This window comes from Methylovulum sp. (assembly GCF_028687615.1).
In the GTDB taxonomy this organism is placed as follows: Bacteria; Pseudomonadota; Gammaproteobacteria; order Methylococcales; family Methylomonadaceae; genus Methylovulum.
In genome coordinates, this window is sequence record NZ_JAQTZU010000014.1 from 42,161 (window position 1) to 56,441 (window position 14,281).

Consider the following 14,281-nt stretch of genomic DNA (forward strand, 5'->3'; position numbering starts at 1 on the left):
TTCATGTCAGATATAGCATCCACCGCCATTGTCGATGGCACCCTTTATGTCCTGGTCGGGTTTTCCGTGGCGACGTGGACTTTGATTCTTATCAAAGGCATACAGCATCTACGCATTGCCCATTACAACCGCCTTTTTAACAAACAATTTTGGAGTGCGGCGGATTTGCAAGTGGCTTCCGAGTTGAAAATTTACCAAGGCCCGATTGCACGGGTCGCCCAGGCGGGGTTCACCACGTTGGTGGAAACTGAAACGGGGACTTCAACCCATGACCTTGAGCACACCGGAGACCGCCAAGAATTGCTGGATCGGCGTTTACGCCAGCAAATGCAGAAAGAACGCGGTGCTGTGGAAAGCGGCTTGGCGATTCTTGCCACGGTAGGCAGCGTTTCGCCCTTCGTCGGTCTGTTCGGCACGGTGTGGGGGATTATGGGCGCGTTGACCAGCATCAGCAAAAGCGGCTCGGCAAGTTTGGAAGTGGTCGCCGGCCCCATCGGTGAAGCCTTGATCGCCACCGCCGTCGGTATCGCAGTCGCCGTACCCGCCGTTATCGCCTACAACTTTTTTATCCGCCGGAACAAAGTCGTGTGGGCCTTACTGGATGATTTTGCGATTGATTTCGTGCATCTGGCTTTAAAAACCTCGTTCATCATCAAACGTCCGGCCCCCAAATTGGCGGCGACTTCACGGCTAGGCGAAGCGGGCGGCAGGGAACAAATTTCTAAACTTGAACAAGAAGAACTGCATGCGAAAGGGGCGCAAATCTAATGGCTTTTAAAACCCAAGATGAAGGCGATGAGGTGATGGGCGAAATCAACGTCACGCCATTGGTCGATGTGATGCTGGTATTGCTGGTGGTGTTCATCGTCACCGCGCCGCTGTTGACGAACGCCATCCATGTCAATTTGCCCAAAACTGCCGAGACCGCACCGCCCGAAGAAAAAGACCCCGTGTATGTGAGCGTGGATGCGTCCGGGAAAATCTTTATCGACAAAACCGAAATTCAACTGGAATCCTTTGAAAACGAGTTGAAAACGCGCAAGGCGGCTGACCCGGAAATCGCCCTCAATTTAAACGCAGATGATGGTGTGCAATACGGCATAGTCGCCAAAGTCATGTCATCCATTGAACGGTCTGGCATCAGCAAGTTGTCAGTCCTGACCATAGCCCAGTAAATCCAAGGCCAAGCGGTAAAAATCAGCGGCTTTTTAAGCCGTATATGGGTTGCTTTGCGAAAAATTTATGAAAACAACCAGTTTTGGCTGGAAAAACGACTTTACTTTTGACGATAAGAAGGAAACACAATGAAACATCAAAACAACAGGCGACAGCCAAAGCAAGAGGTGGAACTATTGCTGGCAACGACAGAAATGCCTTCGACGTTAAATGCCGTTGTGCAAGTTTTAATTAACGGAGCGGGCAGATCTGTGAAGCTAGGTGGTGTCGCTGTGATTATTGCAGGGGCTGCTTTACTGTCACCGGATACCGGTTTTGCGGAAGAAAAAGCGGTTAATTACGGGCTGGAGTATGAAAACAGCCGTTTGCGGGAAGAATTGCTAAAAGCCAAACAAGAAAGCGAGCGTCTGAAAAAAGCCCTGACCGACAGCGGCAATGCCGCCGCTATCGGATCGCCAAGCACTGAATCCACAACACCTGTTGCGGTTGAAGCGAAGCCAGAGGAAGCCGCCACGACAGCGGAAGCGAAAAACAAAGACTATATCGAAGAACCCAAAAACCTGTCCGAAGTGGTGGTGACTTCACGTCGCAAAGAAGAAAAATTGCAAGAAGTGCCTATCCCTATCGCCGTCATTACCGGCGAAACCTTACGGCGGGACAATATCGTCACGGTGCAGGATATGTCCCGGCGCGTCCCTAACTTAGGCGTCACCAGCACCAACGTCCGGCAAACCAGTATCGCCTTGCGCGGCTTGGGCAAAAATAGCGGCAACGAGTCGATGGAATCTAGCGTCGGCGTCATGGTGGACAATGTCTGGTCATCCTGGGTGGGTTCGACGTGGACCAACTATGTGGATATAGACCATGTCGAAGTCTTGCGCGGGCCGCAAGGCACGTTACAGGGCAAGAACAGTAACTTAGGGCTAATTAACGTCAACACCAAAACCCCGTCGTTCAAATCCGGGTATTACATTGATGGTTTTGCCGGGAACCGCGATTCACTGCAAGGCAAGGCATCGGCGACGGGTACGCTGTTGCCGGGCTTTTTGGCTTACCGCGCGTCTATCTTTGTTGACCGCCGCGATGGTTTTGTCCAAAACCTGGATTCGCCTGTGACAGTCGGTAATGTCCAGGAAACCAATGCCTTGGGCGGACGTGTGCAATTTTTGTTCACGCCTAGCGACACCGTGTCGGCGCGGATTATTGCCGACCGCTCATCGTCTACACAAACCATGAGCATCAATCCTTTGATGAACGATCCGGCCACTTTTGCTGACGGCACGGTGAGAACATCGTCTTTTACGACGCGCTTGAACCGTGACTGGTTTGACAATCTGCGCCATTCAGGCCAGCCACTAACGGTGACTGGCGATCCTCGAAGAATCTCACAAAATGACCGCCAAGTATCACGCGGCGACCAGGAAGGGGTGTCGGGGGAAATCAACTGGGATGTAGGCTCACACAAATTGACCTCCATTTCGGCCTACCGTGATTCCTTGTTTGAACCGCATCATGACGGCGATGCCACGACCGCCGATATTCAGCATATTTCCGGCCTTACCGTGCAAAACCAGCAATGGACGCAGGAACTGCGCTTGACTTCCCAACAACCGGGGCCGATTGACTATCAGGTAGGTTTGTTCGGGATGCGCACTTCGGCGGACACCAATAACCAGCGTCTCTACGGTGCCGATGCCGGGGCTTTTTATGCCAAAACCAGCGATTACAAACTGTTGAATGCCGATCCTTTGGGCCGTCAAGTCATGCGGGATTCGCTGAACCATGTCCTGCAAACGGGTTATTTGAACCCGGAAGTGACCAGCTTGGCGGCGTTTGGACAGGCTAACTGGCATATCACCGATAAGGCGACGTTGACTTTAGGTTTGCGGGAAACCTGGGAACATCGCGATAACAAAGGCAACAACGGTTACAGCGGCGGCGCAGATTTAAGCTATGCCTCCCAAGACCAACAAGCCGCCGCCTTGCGTATCCAACAAGCCGCGTTGGGCAAAATTCCAATTTGGTCGGCACCAAGACAAGGATTTGACCAAGACTCCCAAAACTGGCTGGTCAATCCCAGTTATAAAATCAACCAGGATGTCATGGTCTATTTCTCCGTGGCGGGCGGGCAAAAATCCGGCGCGGCACAATTTTCCAATTCCGATGGCTCGATACAAAACGTCAATCCAGAAGATGTGATGGATTATGAATTGGGCATCAAGAGTTCGTGGTTCGACCGCAAATTGGCGGTCAACCTGAACCTGTACAACACCGACGTCGAAGGTTTCCAATCGCAATTGCAAGTGGTTGATACCACCACGCAGTCCGGTTTCAACACCATCTTGGGCAATATCAACGGTATCCGCTTACGCGGGATTGAGTTGGAAACTAACTGGTTGGCTTACAAAGGTTTGAGCCTGTTCATGAACGGTTCGTATAACAATGCTGTGTACACCGATTTTAAAAACGCGCCTTGCCCGGCTGAGCTAAACAATTCCGGCGCTTGCGACCAGACCGGTTTGCAAATACCCAACGCTCCCGAGTTTACCGCCAACTTTGGGGCGGATTATAAGCTGCCGTTTGGCTTGGGTTTATGGAACGATTTAGGTCTGCAATGGCATGCGTTCATCGTCAACAGTTATAAATCCAGGGCCAATTACAACGCCAGCCTCAGCGCGTCGGGTTGGCAAGATGCCTATCATGTCACCGATGCCGGACTGGGTGTCAGCAGCAAAAACGGTCAATACAACCTGGATCTGGTGGGGCGTAACGTCTTTGATACGATTTATCTGACCAACGCAGCTCAGTTTTCAAGCACTAGCGCACCGTCTGGCACTTACGGCGAAGCGCGTTACTTTGGTGTGCATTTCCGTACCAGTTTTTGATGGTGGTGGTCCTTTCCCGCCTGCACAAACAGGCGGTTTTTTTAGATAAAAATGGTTTGTAATGACTAAGTACCCATGCAAATAATTTTTGTGCAAACCTGACAGGTTTTATGAAAACTTATGCGCGGGTACTTAGCATCTAGCGTTACTTTTAATTAAATCAGGAGATACATCATGTTTACATCTGTATTTAAGAGGTCAATACCGGTCGCCGGTGCCTTTTTATTGGTCACTTCACTTTTGGCAATTGCTGAATCGGCTATTCCCGAAGACACCTTCACGCCCGCCATTTCTGGGGTCACGGCGGGCGGGACACCTATCCATTTTATCAAGGATGGTTTCGATGGCACCGAAGGCCCGATTGCCGCCGTCGATGGCAGCGGCAGTGTGTTGTTCACCGAAACCAAAGCCAACCGCATCACCCGCATTGCACCCGATACCACGATTTCGACTTTCTTGGAAAATACTAACGGGGCCAATGGCCTGGCATTCAACAGCAATGGCGAATTGTTTGCCGTGCAAACCCTGAAAACCAAAGTCGGCATCATTTACCCGCCAGGCAAGGAGAAAACCTTAAGCGAAAATTTTGAAGGCACGGCTTACCAACGCCCCAATGATTTGGTGCTGGCGAAAAACGGCGGCATTTATTTCACCGATAGCGGCACCCGCCCATCTAAAGAAAACCCTACGCCGCCCGCTTCCACGCCAGGTGTTTATTATATTGCCCCCGATGGCGAGGTGAAACGCCTAGCCAACGACATCAAACGACCTAACGGCATCCAGCTCAGCACCGATGAAAAAGTCCTGTATGTCGCCAATACCGATGGCGAACACATCCTGGCCTACGATGTCACGGCGGATGGTTCTATCGGCACGAAACGGAATTTCGCCAAGCTGGCGGGTTGGGGCAAAACTGAAACGGGCGACTGGGCTAGCGGTGCGGACGGCCTTGCCGTTGATGCTAAAGGCAGGCTCTATGTCGCCTCCAGTGCAGGTATTGAAGTGTTTGGCGACAAAGGCGATGCCTTAGGCGTTATCCCGCTGCCTAAAAAACCCCAAAACCTTGCTTTCGCGGGTAAGGACAAGAAAACCCTGTATGCCGTGGGGCGTGGTGCGGCTTATAAGATTGCCGTGCTGACACCGGGCTTTGATGGGCGGGTGAAATAAGTTTGCGCCAGACCTTTCAGGTGTTTACTCGTTCCCAAGCCGGAGCTTCACTGCCCACAGTTAATGTTTTTTTACTTTCATTATCAATTGGATACGTCTTATGTAGGTTGGGTTAGCGATAGCGTAACCCAACAGCGTAGCGGTGTGCCGCCCAGATGCTGTCGGGTTACGCTATCGCTAACCCGACCTACGATGGAAATACCACTTAACACAATCGTAACCATTTGATTATAAATATATATTTATTAACTTGTGGGCTGTGAAGCCGGAGCAGCTTGGGAACGAGCGTGAAAGCCCCCTGAACGACTGAGATATTTCTAAAACTACCGAAAGGAAACATCCATGACCCGTAAAACAGCCAACGACTTTGACCCTGAAGTGCTAAAACTTTTTGACAAATATGTCCACGGCGACATTTCGCGGCGCGGATTTTTAAGTTCCGCCGCAAAATTCACCGTGCTAGGCTTGGGCGCAGAGGGCTTGCTGGAAGCGTTGAACCCCAAATTTGCCCAAGCGCAGCAAATCGCCCCCGGCGATCCGCGCATCGTAGCGAAATATGTCGAATACGATTCTTCCGAAGGCAACGGCACCTTGCGTGGCTATCTGGTGCAACCTGCTAAATCCACAGGCAAACTGCCGACCGTGCTGGTGATACACGAGAACCGTGGCTTGAACCCGCATATCGAAGATATAACCCGGCGGCTTGCGTTGGACAATTTTATTGCCTTCGCGCCCGATGGTTTGGCTTCGTTAGGTGGCTATCCTGGTGATGAAGACAAAGCCCGCGAGCTGTTCCAAAAACTCGATAAAACCAAATTGCAGGCCGATTTTATAAAGGCCGCCGAAGTCTTGAAACAGTTGCCCGACGGCAACGGCAAAGTCGGTGCGGTCGGTTTTTGCTATGGTGGCGGCATCGTCAATTTCTTGGCGACACGGATACCCGATTTGGCGGCGGCCGTGCCGTTTTACGGCAGCCAACCCACCGCCGAAGAAACCGCAAAAATCAAAGCCCCGTTGCTGATCCATTATGCAGGTGTTGACGATCGTATCAATGCCGGTTGGCCTGCTTATGAAACCGCGTTGAAAGTGGCGGGGGTCAAATATGAAGCCTTCATTTATCCGGGTGTGCAGCATGGTTTCAACAACGACACCACGCCACGCTTCGACGAAGCGGCAGCCAAACTGGCTTGGGAGCGGACTATCCAATTTTTTAACGGGCATTTGCGTAGCCAACAGTTTATCAACGGTTTTTAAGGGGGAATACGATGAAAGTGACAGTGCGTATTTGGGATTTTCCCATCCGGCTATTTCACTGGTTGCTGGTGCTTGCCGTCGTTGCGGCTTATGTCACCGCGACCCTGGGCGGCAATCTGATGGACTGGCACGGGCGCATCGGCTCATTCATCCTGGGTTTGCTGATTTTTCGGCTGATTTGGGGATTTATCGGCTCAACCTACGCCCGGTTCGGCAGTTTTTTGCCTACCTTGCCACGGTTGGCCGCTTATCTTAGAGGCCGTTGGTACGGCATCGGCCATAACCCGCTAGGCGCGTTGGCGGTGTTCGCCCTGCTCGCGGACTTGTCGCTGTTGGTCGGGACGGGTTTGTGCGCCAGTGATGATATTGCCTTTGAAGGGCCGTTTTACCAGTTGGTGGATGACGAGTCTTCACGGGACAAATTAAGCGGTCTGCATGTGCAGGCATTCAATTTTTTATTGGTGCTGGTGGCGCTGCATATCGCGTCCATCGTTTTTTACCGCGTGGTAAAAAAAACCAACCTAGTTGTGCCGATGCTGACGGGCAAGAAAGAAGTGCCTAAAGCTTTGGCAACCACAGTAATAGGCGGTGGCGTGTTCCGTTTCTTGACCACTGTGATTATTTCCGGCGCGGTGGTTTGGGGTGTTTGGGAGGGCGTGGAAATTATCAAGCCCGTCGAAAGCGCGCCGGTGACGGCCACCCCGCCGAGTTTTTAAAGCAATAATATTTTTAACCACTGAGGACTTAACCATGAAAACCAAACTGACCCTAGCCATTATCCTGGCAACCGCCACCACCGCCGCACTGGCCGGCCCGATAGAGGAACAAATCCGTTTCCGCCAATCGGCATATTCATTTTTGGGCTGGAACACCGGGAAAATCAAGAAACAAGTCGTCGATCATCCTGAAACCTTTAACAAAGACTATGTCGCCGCCGCCGCCAATGCCATCGCCGCCGTTGCCAATTCCGGCCTGGGCGAGCTTTATGGTGCCGGTACTGACCAAGGCACCGGCTGGAAAACCAGCCGCCTGAAACCGGAATTCTTCCAGAAAAAAGATGAAGTGACAGTCGTCGCCAATAATTTTAATACCGCCGCCAACGAACTGGCAAAAATTGCAGCGACGGGCGATGTCAACGCAATCAAAACCCAGTTTGGCAAACTCGGTGAAACTTGCAAAGGTTGCCATGATTTAATCCGTATCAAGGAATAAGACATTACTTAGGATTTGGTCAATATTAACTTCCTGATTTAAGACCTGGCAGGTTTCAAAAACCTGCTAGGTCTCTACGGTTTCGGCAATGACAGTTCGGGAAGTTATTTTTAACCAAATCCTTAGGCCTGATGGGTTTTGAAAACCTGTCCAGGTCCCCTGGGTCAACAACACATCGTCGGAGAAACCCCATGCCCCCTTATCCTTACAGCCGCCGTGATTTTTTAGCCAACGCCTCCGGTGCCGCCCTGGTCGCTTTGGCATCAGATAGCCTAGCAGCGGAAGCAACACCGGAAACTCCCGCAACAACCGCGCTGGCTTCCGCTTTCACAACCGCGCACGAACCCAAACCTTTGCCGTTCAATCCGGCGAAACTGGATGGCATATCCGAAAAACTGATCCGCTCACATTGGGAAAACAATTACAGCGGCGCGGTAAAAGCCTTAAACACGGTAAAAAAACGCCTTGTTGTGGCCTTGGAAGATGCCGACACGCCGCCTTTCCTTTATAACGACCTCAAACGCGAACACCTGACGCGCACGGGTTCCGTGGTCTTGCACGAATTGTATTTCCACAATCTGGGCGGTTCCGGCAAAGCGGGCGAAACCCTTAAAAAAGCCCTGGCGGAGGCGTTCGGCAGCTACGATGCGTGGGAAAAAGAATTCCGCCGCATCGGTGCAGGTTTGGGCGGCGGTTCAGGTTGGGTGGTGCTGGGCCATAATCTGCATACTGGCTTGCTGGAGAATTATTGGCTGGCGGATCATCTGCATTCCCCCGCCGCGACTTTACCCATCCTGGTGATGGATATGTACGAACATGCTTACCAAATGGATTATGGCGCGGCGGCAACGCAATATGTCGATGCTTTTTTCCGTAACATTCAATGGGACGTGGCGGCGGTGAGATTGGAAAAAGCTTTGAAAATACAATCACTTTAATTTATTTGCTAATTTAATTCCCTACAGCTTTTAAAAAACCAGCATTGATTTCGGATAAACAGGGGTTTCCGGCTTTGAAAAATTGTATGGAGTTTTGCATGGTTCGGTTTCCGTTTTCCTCAAATTCTATGCAGGCTTCTTTTTTCAACAACACCCGCCCCCTGGGCTACATTTATCCTCATGCACTCCGCCTTTGGTTTCCGCCACGGCGCGTAAGGTTCCGGTGGCGCAGTCCCAGGGTATGCCGGCTTGCTCTTGGGCGGGGGCGATGCCGATGAAGTCATCGCCGTAAGCGTCGCTTGTCAGCAATTGGTAGTTACGTTCACACACCGCCATGCGTTGCCCACGGTAATAGACATGGCCTTCATCATCGTACACTTCCGAGTACGGGCCGCGGTAAATCACGGCGTGGCCTTTGTCGGTGCAGGTGTTTCCCGCCGGTTTGATGGCGGTGATGGTGACGGCGCGGAATTCTATGCCTTCGACGACTTGCCACGCTTGGTTTTCCCATTTGTCGTAGCTGACGGCGATAAATCCGGCTTTGATGAACGCTTCTAAAAATTCATGCTCCTGCAACGCGCCGGAGATGCAGCCGCTCCACAGTTGCGGGTCTTGTTTCAGATGTCCGGGCACGGTTTCGTCGCTGACAATATCCGAAACCGCCACCCGTCCGCCGGGTTTGACGACGCGGAAAATCTCGCGGATGAGCTGTGCCTTATCGCTGTCATGCACCAGGTTCAATACGCAGTTGGACACGACCAAATCTACGGAATTGTCCTTAATTAAAGGCGCCGTTGCCCGCTGGTGTTCTTGCCAAGCGCGTAAGCCTAGCATGTCTTCGGCATTTTTCACCGGATGTTCTGCCAGATACGCATTCACCGCAGCCCAATCCAAAGCCAAATCCTGGATCTGGCCTTTGACGAATTCCACGCGGTCTTCGCCTAGTTTTTCCGCCATCTCGCCTTGGTATTTGCGTGCCAGGGCCAGCATGTCATCGTTCATATCGACACCGATCACCTTGCCGCCATCGCCGACCAATTGCGCCGCCATGTAGCAAATTTTGCCGGAACCGGAACCTAAGTCCAGCACCACGTCACCCGCTTTGACATAACGCGACGGGTCGCCGCAACCGTAATCTTTGGCTATGATTTCTTGAGGTAACAGTTCGAGCAGGGAGCGGTCATAATCGACCGGACAGCACAACTCGGTTTGGACGCTGTGCGCGCCTGCCGAATAACGTTCTAAGACACTGGTTTCTATAGTCATGGTTTTTCCTTAGTGGGGGCCTTAATCTTATTTAAAAATCGCCGCGTCAAGATGTTTGCTGGAATTCAAGCCCTTGGGCTTTCCTTTATCCTTAATACCCGAAAACCGCGTGCCTGCCAAATCCGCCCCGGCGAAATTGGTGTCTTCCAATAAGCTGTCGGACAAATCCGCACCTGACAAATCGGCGTTGCTTAAATCCGCGCCCGATAAATCCACGCCCGACAAAATCGCGTTTTTCAAAGTCGCACCGTGTAAATTGGCGTAACGCATCAACGCGCGGTTGAGGTTGGCGGCCGTCAAATCCGCCCCCGTCAAATTGACGTTGTTTAAGCTCACGCGCATCAGGCCCATAGGCTGGTTTTGCATGTCCACCCCCCAATTGGCATGGCTTAGGTTGGCGTAACTGAGATTAGAACGGTCCAGATTGGCGATGAAACGGCTGCCGCTGAGATTGGCGTGGCTCAAATCCGCGCCGCCGATATGGACACCGAAGACGCTGGTGTTGGCGAGGTTTGCGCCTGACAAGTTAATTTTTGACATCACGCTTAAATCCAGATTCAGGCCGGACAAATCGCTGTTGCTGAAATTGGCGCGGCGCAAATCCGCACCCCATAAATCAGCCTGTTTAAAATCTAAATTCGATAAGTCCATGTCCGTCAAATCTTTGCGGCGCAAGTCGGCGGGATGTTGCTTGCTGGCGTTGGCCAGCCGTTGTTCGACTTCGGCGCGGGTCAAATCAGCCGCCGAGGCGGGTAGGGCGATTAACACGGCAAGTAATAGGCAATGGGGAAGTTGTTTCATGGACGTGCTCCATATTATAAGTGGGATGCGAAATGATCAGGCTTCCAACTTTAGCCCTAGTTCTTTTCGATTGCAATAAACAGTGATGGATGGAATTTACAGCGTTTTCATATCAGATCGATTACCACAACAACGCTAGATCTGTAGGCCGGAATACCCGCAGGGCATAAATAAGCCGGTTTGGGCGCAAGCGCCGGAAACGACCATTCTTCGCTACGCTTTGGACGCTCTTATTCCGGCCTACATATTAATGCGCCCAGTGGCGTTATTTGCTGGTGTAGGTAAACACCCCGTCCCAATCCGTTTCCGGTGGTGATGATTGATAAAGCCCAATGCGCTCAAGATATATTGTGTATAACTTGTCATTTGGATGCTGCATGGACAATTCAGTAAATATCGCTATCGCCAGCGTCCATTGTTGTTGCCGGTAATAGCGCAGGGCGGATTCCAGTAGCCCGATGGTTTGGTATTGTTCGGGGAGGATGTCGGCTTTTTTGCCGATGGGTTCGTAAATGGTGATCGGATACTGTTTGCCTTTGACCCGCACCCGGTCTAGCTCTCGGTAAACGAATCCTGGCGCAGCCAAGCGGGTGGATTCGCTGACGATGATTTTTACGCCATACTGCTTGGTTAGTTCTTCCAGGCGCGAGCCTAGATTGACGGCATCACCCATGACGGTATAAGCCATGCGGAATTGTGAACCCATGTTGCCGACATTCATCGTGCCGGTGTTGATGCCGATACCCATATCAATCACCGGCCAACCTTTGTTAGTAAATTCGCTTTGCAGGGTGGCGAGCATGTCCACGATAGCTAAAGCCGATTGCACGGCTCCTGAGGCATGGTGGGGGTTGTGCATGGGGGCGCCCCAAAAGGCCATGATGGCGTCGCCGATGTATTTGTCGATAGTGCCGTTGGCTTCGTGGATCAAATGGGTGGCGGGGGTGAAAATGGCATTGATGATTTCACACAAGGCTTGTGGTTCCTGGGTTTCCGAGATTGTGGTGAAGCCGCGCACGTCAGAAAAAAATACCGTCATTTCGCGGCTTTCCCCTTTCAAGGAAAAGGCTTCGTCGGATTGGCTCATTTGTTCAACCAATTCCGGGGGGATGTATTGCCCGAACATCGCGCTTAACTGCCTTTTTTTACGGCTTTCCAAAAAGAAGCCGAAAAATATTTGGATGCCGTAAAGCAAAAATAACAGCGTTATTGGTATGGCTAAAATAGTGTCAATGCCCAGGCTTGTCCAGCAATAGAAATTGGCCAAGATGCCGCAGGCCAACAAACTGCTGAATGTGAGTGCAGAGCGTATGGCGGTCAAATGCGGAAATAAAAAAATCACTAGCAGGCAAATAGCCAGCAATTCAATCATTTCAGGGACAATAATATAGTTAGGCCGCGATTTGATGGTTTGGTCGAGCATGGCACTGAGGATATTGGCATGGACTTCCACGCCTGGGTAAATATGCTGGACCGGAGTCGCCCGGGAATCCAGCAAACCGACGGCCGTTGCGCCGAGAATGACAATTTTGTCTTTTAATTTCGTAACATCGGTGAGTCCGTTGAGGACATCAGTGGCGGAAATATAATTAAAACTGCCTTGGCGTCCCCGAAAAGGCAGCAAAATAGCCGCACTTTCATCCACTGGAATGCTTATCCCCTCAATCCGCAGGCCTTCCAGTCGGCTTTCGTTGTTTTGTAAACCGTATTTGTCACCCACTGCAAATTCAATAGCCGGATAATCGAGCAAAGCCCTGAATAGGGCCAATGACAGGGATTCATAAAGCTGATGCTGGTATTGGATCAATAAGGGCAGTTTGCGGTAAATGCCATCCTGGTCAATAAACGGGTTTTCAAAAAAACCGGCGGAAGCAGCGGCATTTTGTAGTTCCGGTAAATTCGCCGCATAGCTTTGGGCATCAAACAACAACGGACTGAACGGCAGATTATTGGTTTTGGTCAGAGGGAGCGGTAATTTGCCAATCTGGGCAAGTTTTTCTTTGATATGGCTGAAGAAATATCCCAACACCACCGGACGGTTTTTTAGGCTTTTGGCAAAGGTATCATCATACGACAATTGCGGTTTTAGCCTTTCCAAGGCTGATAAAAAACGGGCGTCATCGTGTAATTGGGTTGTAGCGAGTTTATTTAATGTCGTTATGCCTGAACTGGTGTCTGGTTCCGGGAACACCATATCAAAACCCAGCAGTTTGATGCCGTAATAGTCAAACAAAATATCGACCAGATACGCCATCTTGTCGCGGCTCCAAGGCCATTGTCCTTCTTGGGACAGGCTGGCTTCATCTATGGTGACAATGACAATACGCGGATCAACGGTGTTGACCAGCGTATTACGCAAGCGTAAGTCATAAAAGATATTCTCCATGCGTTCCAGCGTTGGCAGAGCCAGCAATCCCACCGTGTTTAGCATAAATGCCCCGGTTATGCTGATGCAAAGGAGGATGCGAAAAATCGAAAACCATTGATAGCTGAGCCGCATTGGGTAGCCTTGTCAGTCAATAAAACAGGGGTGAAAACTCATGCAAATGATGATACATCTTGTACATTTAGCAACAGTAGGGAATGAAGATGGAAGCCGGACATGTTTTATCAACGGTTTGAATGGGGGTGGATGGTAAAAAATTTAAAAAATGATGAAGATCAGCTTACTATGTGATTCCCCGTCATTTAAATATACCATCATGCCTTCCAAAAAATATTTTGATCAAGATTGCCGCCAGTGCCAAAGATTGGCTGATTTTCTGTGTGTGGTGAAGCAGGAGCATCCAACTTACCATGCCCGTCCCGTCGCACCTTTTGGTGACAGCAAAGCACGGTTGTTAATTGTCGGTTTGGCACCCGGGATGCACGGGGCCAACGCCAGCGGGCGGCCTTTTACCGGAGATTATGCCGGATTGCTGCTTTATGAAACGCTGTTCAAATTTGGTTTCAGCAATCAAGCTGAATCCAAATCACTTGACGACGCCCTGGTGCTTAACAATTGCCGGATCACCAATGCCGTAAAATGTTTACCGCCCCAAAACAAACCCGCGCCCAGTGAAGTCAGCCAGTGTAATGGCTATCTGGCGGCCGAGATACAAACATTGCCTGCCAATGCGGTTATTTTGGCACTAGGGACTGTCGCCCACCAAGCCGTTTTAAAAGCCTATCAATTGAAAACCAGCCAGTATGTTTTTGGACACCGCAGACAACACCGGCTGCCCGATGGCCGTATGTTCGTCGATTCCTACCATACCAGCCGTTACAATATGCAAACCAAACGCTTGACCCAAGCTATGTTCCATGAAGTTTTTATAACAATTAGCGATTTAATGGCTACGGCTTAAGACGTGTCGGTAAAAGCAGTGCAATATAACGAATTGCCGTTGGATTTGTCATACAAATTTAAAAATAGATTGATAAATAAAAAAAAGCGACTATACTATTCGAATCAATCGCGGGGTGGAGCAGCTTGGTAGCTCGTCGGGCTCATAACCCGAAGGTCGTAGGTTCAAATCCTGCCCCCGCTACCAGATCAAGAAACCCCGTTTTGGGGTTTTTTATTTTCAGGGCTTCGGATTT

The 14,281-nt window shown here is 50.8% G+C and carries 12 protein-coding genes and 1 tRNA gene; 10 read left to right on the forward strand and 3 right to left on the reverse strand.

Annotation, left to right across the window (positions count from 1 at the left end; translation table 11 throughout):
* The first annotated feature begins 3 nt into the window (after nt 1–3).
* From PHH59_RS10150 to PHH59_RS10185, 8 genes are all read left to right on the forward strand, one after another.
* Nucleotides 4–768, forward strand: a complete 765-nt coding sequence (locus PHH59_RS10150; protein WP_300015179.1) for a MotA/TolQ/ExbB proton channel family protein — start codon at nt 4–6, stop codon at nt 766–768.
* On the forward strand, nt 768–1,175 hold the full coding sequence (locus PHH59_RS10155; protein WP_300015182.1) for a biopolymer transporter ExbD: 408 nt from the start codon (nt 768–770) through the stop codon (nt 1,173–1,175). Before PHH59_RS10150 ends, PHH59_RS10155 begins: the two co-directional genes overlap by 1 nt.
* Before the next feature lie 129 nt (nt 1,176–1,304).
* The gene (locus tag PHH59_RS10160) at nt 1,305–4,061 is read left to right on the forward strand and encodes a TonB-dependent receptor (RefSeq protein WP_300015185.1); all 2,757 of its coding nucleotides are present in this window, start codon (nt 1,305–1,307) and stop codon (nt 4,059–4,061) included.
* A 174-nt stretch (nt 4,062–4,235) separates the two neighbouring features.
* Complete coding sequence (locus tag PHH59_RS10165; protein WP_300015188.1) at nt 4,236–5,228, forward strand: SMP-30/gluconolactonase/LRE family protein; 993 nt, start codon at nt 4,236–4,238, stop codon at nt 5,226–5,228.
* Nucleotides 5,229–5,570: 342 nt separating this feature from the next.
* Complete coding sequence (locus PHH59_RS10170) at nt 5,571–6,482, forward strand: dienelactone hydrolase family protein (protein WP_300015191.1); 912 nt, start codon at nt 5,571–5,573, stop codon at nt 6,480–6,482.
* 11 nt (nt 6,483–6,493) lie between these two features.
* Complete coding sequence (locus PHH59_RS10175) at nt 6,494–7,198, forward strand: cytochrome b/b6 domain-containing protein (RefSeq protein WP_300015194.1); 705 nt, start codon at nt 6,494–6,496, stop codon at nt 7,196–7,198.
* Nucleotides 7,199–7,232: 34 nt separating this feature from the next.
* Nucleotides 7,233–7,694, forward strand: a complete 462-nt coding sequence (locus PHH59_RS10180) for a cytochrome c (RefSeq protein WP_300015197.1) — start codon at nt 7,233–7,235, stop codon at nt 7,692–7,694.
* 191 nt (nt 7,695–7,885) lie between these two features.
* Complete coding sequence (locus PHH59_RS10185; protein ID WP_300015199.1) at nt 7,886–8,632, forward strand: Fe-Mn family superoxide dismutase; 747 nt, start codon at nt 7,886–7,888, stop codon at nt 8,630–8,632.
* A gap of 144 nt (nt 8,633–8,776) precedes the next feature.
* On the opposite strand, the gene PHH59_RS10190 is transcribed toward PHH59_RS10185, so the two are convergent.
* The 3 genes from PHH59_RS10190 to PHH59_RS10200 form a co-directional block, all read right to left on the reverse strand.
* The gene (locus tag PHH59_RS10190; protein WP_300015202.1) at nt 8,777–9,898 is read right to left on the reverse strand and encodes a methyltransferase domain-containing protein; all 1,122 of its coding nucleotides are present in this window, start codon (nt 9,896–9,898) and stop codon (nt 8,777–8,779) included.
* Nucleotides 9,899–9,925: 27 nt separating this feature from the next.
* Nucleotides 9,926–10,699, reverse strand: coding sequence for a pentapeptide repeat-containing protein (locus PHH59_RS10195; RefSeq protein ID WP_300015206.1), 774 nt, complete (start codon nt 10,697–10,699; stop codon nt 9,926–9,928).
* A 265-nt stretch (nt 10,700–10,964) separates the two neighbouring features.
* Nucleotides 10,965–13,130: an adenylate/guanylate cyclase domain-containing protein gene (locus tag PHH59_RS10200; protein ID WP_300015209.1), complete on the reverse strand. Its 2,166-nt coding sequence runs from the start codon at nt 13,128–13,130 to the stop codon at nt 10,965–10,967.
* Between the two features lie 271 nt (nt 13,131–13,401).
* Here PHH59_RS10200 and PHH59_RS10205 point away from each other — a divergent pair, with 271 nt between their 5' ends.
* Complete coding sequence (locus PHH59_RS10205; RefSeq protein WP_300015212.1) at nt 13,402–14,046, forward strand: uracil-DNA glycosylase; 645 nt, start codon at nt 13,402–13,404, stop codon at nt 14,044–14,046.
* 109 nt (nt 14,047–14,155) lie between these two features.
* Nucleotides 14,156–14,232, forward strand: a tRNA-Met gene (locus PHH59_RS10210).
* The last annotated feature ends 49 nt before the right edge of the window (nt 14,233–14,281 follow it).

What these genes read in the sequence shown, in the direction of transcription:
- PHH59_RS10170 (WP_300015191.1), top strand. Translation starts at nt 5,571, where the DNA reads ATGACCCGTAAAACAGCCAACGACTTTGACCCTGAAGTGCTAAAACTT.
- PHH59_RS10200 (WP_300015209.1), bottom strand. Translation starts at nt 13,130, where the DNA reads ATGCTAAACACGGTGGGATTGCTGGCTCTGCCAACGCTGGAACGCATG.
- PHH59_RS10155 (WP_300015182.1), top strand. Translation starts at nt 768, where the DNA reads ATGGCTTTTAAAACCCAAGATGAAGGCGATGAGGTGATGGGCGAAATC.
- PHH59_RS10150 (WP_300015179.1), top strand. Translation starts at nt 4, where the DNA reads ATGTCAGATATAGCATCCACCGCCATTGTCGATGGCACCCTTTATGTC.
- PHH59_RS10175 (WP_300015194.1), top strand. Translation starts at nt 6,494, where the DNA reads ATGAAAGTGACAGTGCGTATTTGGGATTTTCCCATCCGGCTATTTCAC.
- PHH59_RS10190 (WP_300015202.1), bottom strand. Translation starts at nt 9,898, where the DNA reads ATGACTATAGAAACCAGTGTCTTAGAACGTTATTCGGCAGGCGCGCAC.
- PHH59_RS10165 (WP_300015188.1), top strand. Translation starts at nt 4,236, where the DNA reads ATGTTTACATCTGTATTTAAGAGGTCAATACCGGTCGCCGGTGCCTTT.
- PHH59_RS10195 (WP_300015206.1), bottom strand. Translation starts at nt 10,699, where the DNA reads ATGAAACAACTTCCCCATTGCCTATTACTTGCCGTGTTAATCGCCCTA.
- PHH59_RS10205 (WP_300015212.1), top strand. Translation starts at nt 13,402, where the DNA reads ATGCCTTCCAAAAAATATTTTGATCAAGATTGCCGCCAGTGCCAAAGA.
- PHH59_RS10180 (WP_300015197.1), top strand. Translation starts at nt 7,233, where the DNA reads ATGAAAACCAAACTGACCCTAGCCATTATCCTGGCAACCGCCACCACC.
- PHH59_RS10185 (WP_300015199.1), top strand. Translation starts at nt 7,886, where the DNA reads ATGCCCCCTTATCCTTACAGCCGCCGTGATTTTTTAGCCAACGCCTCC.
- PHH59_RS10160 (WP_300015185.1), top strand. Translation starts at nt 1,305, where the DNA reads ATGAAACATCAAAACAACAGGCGACAGCCAAAGCAAGAGGTGGAACTA.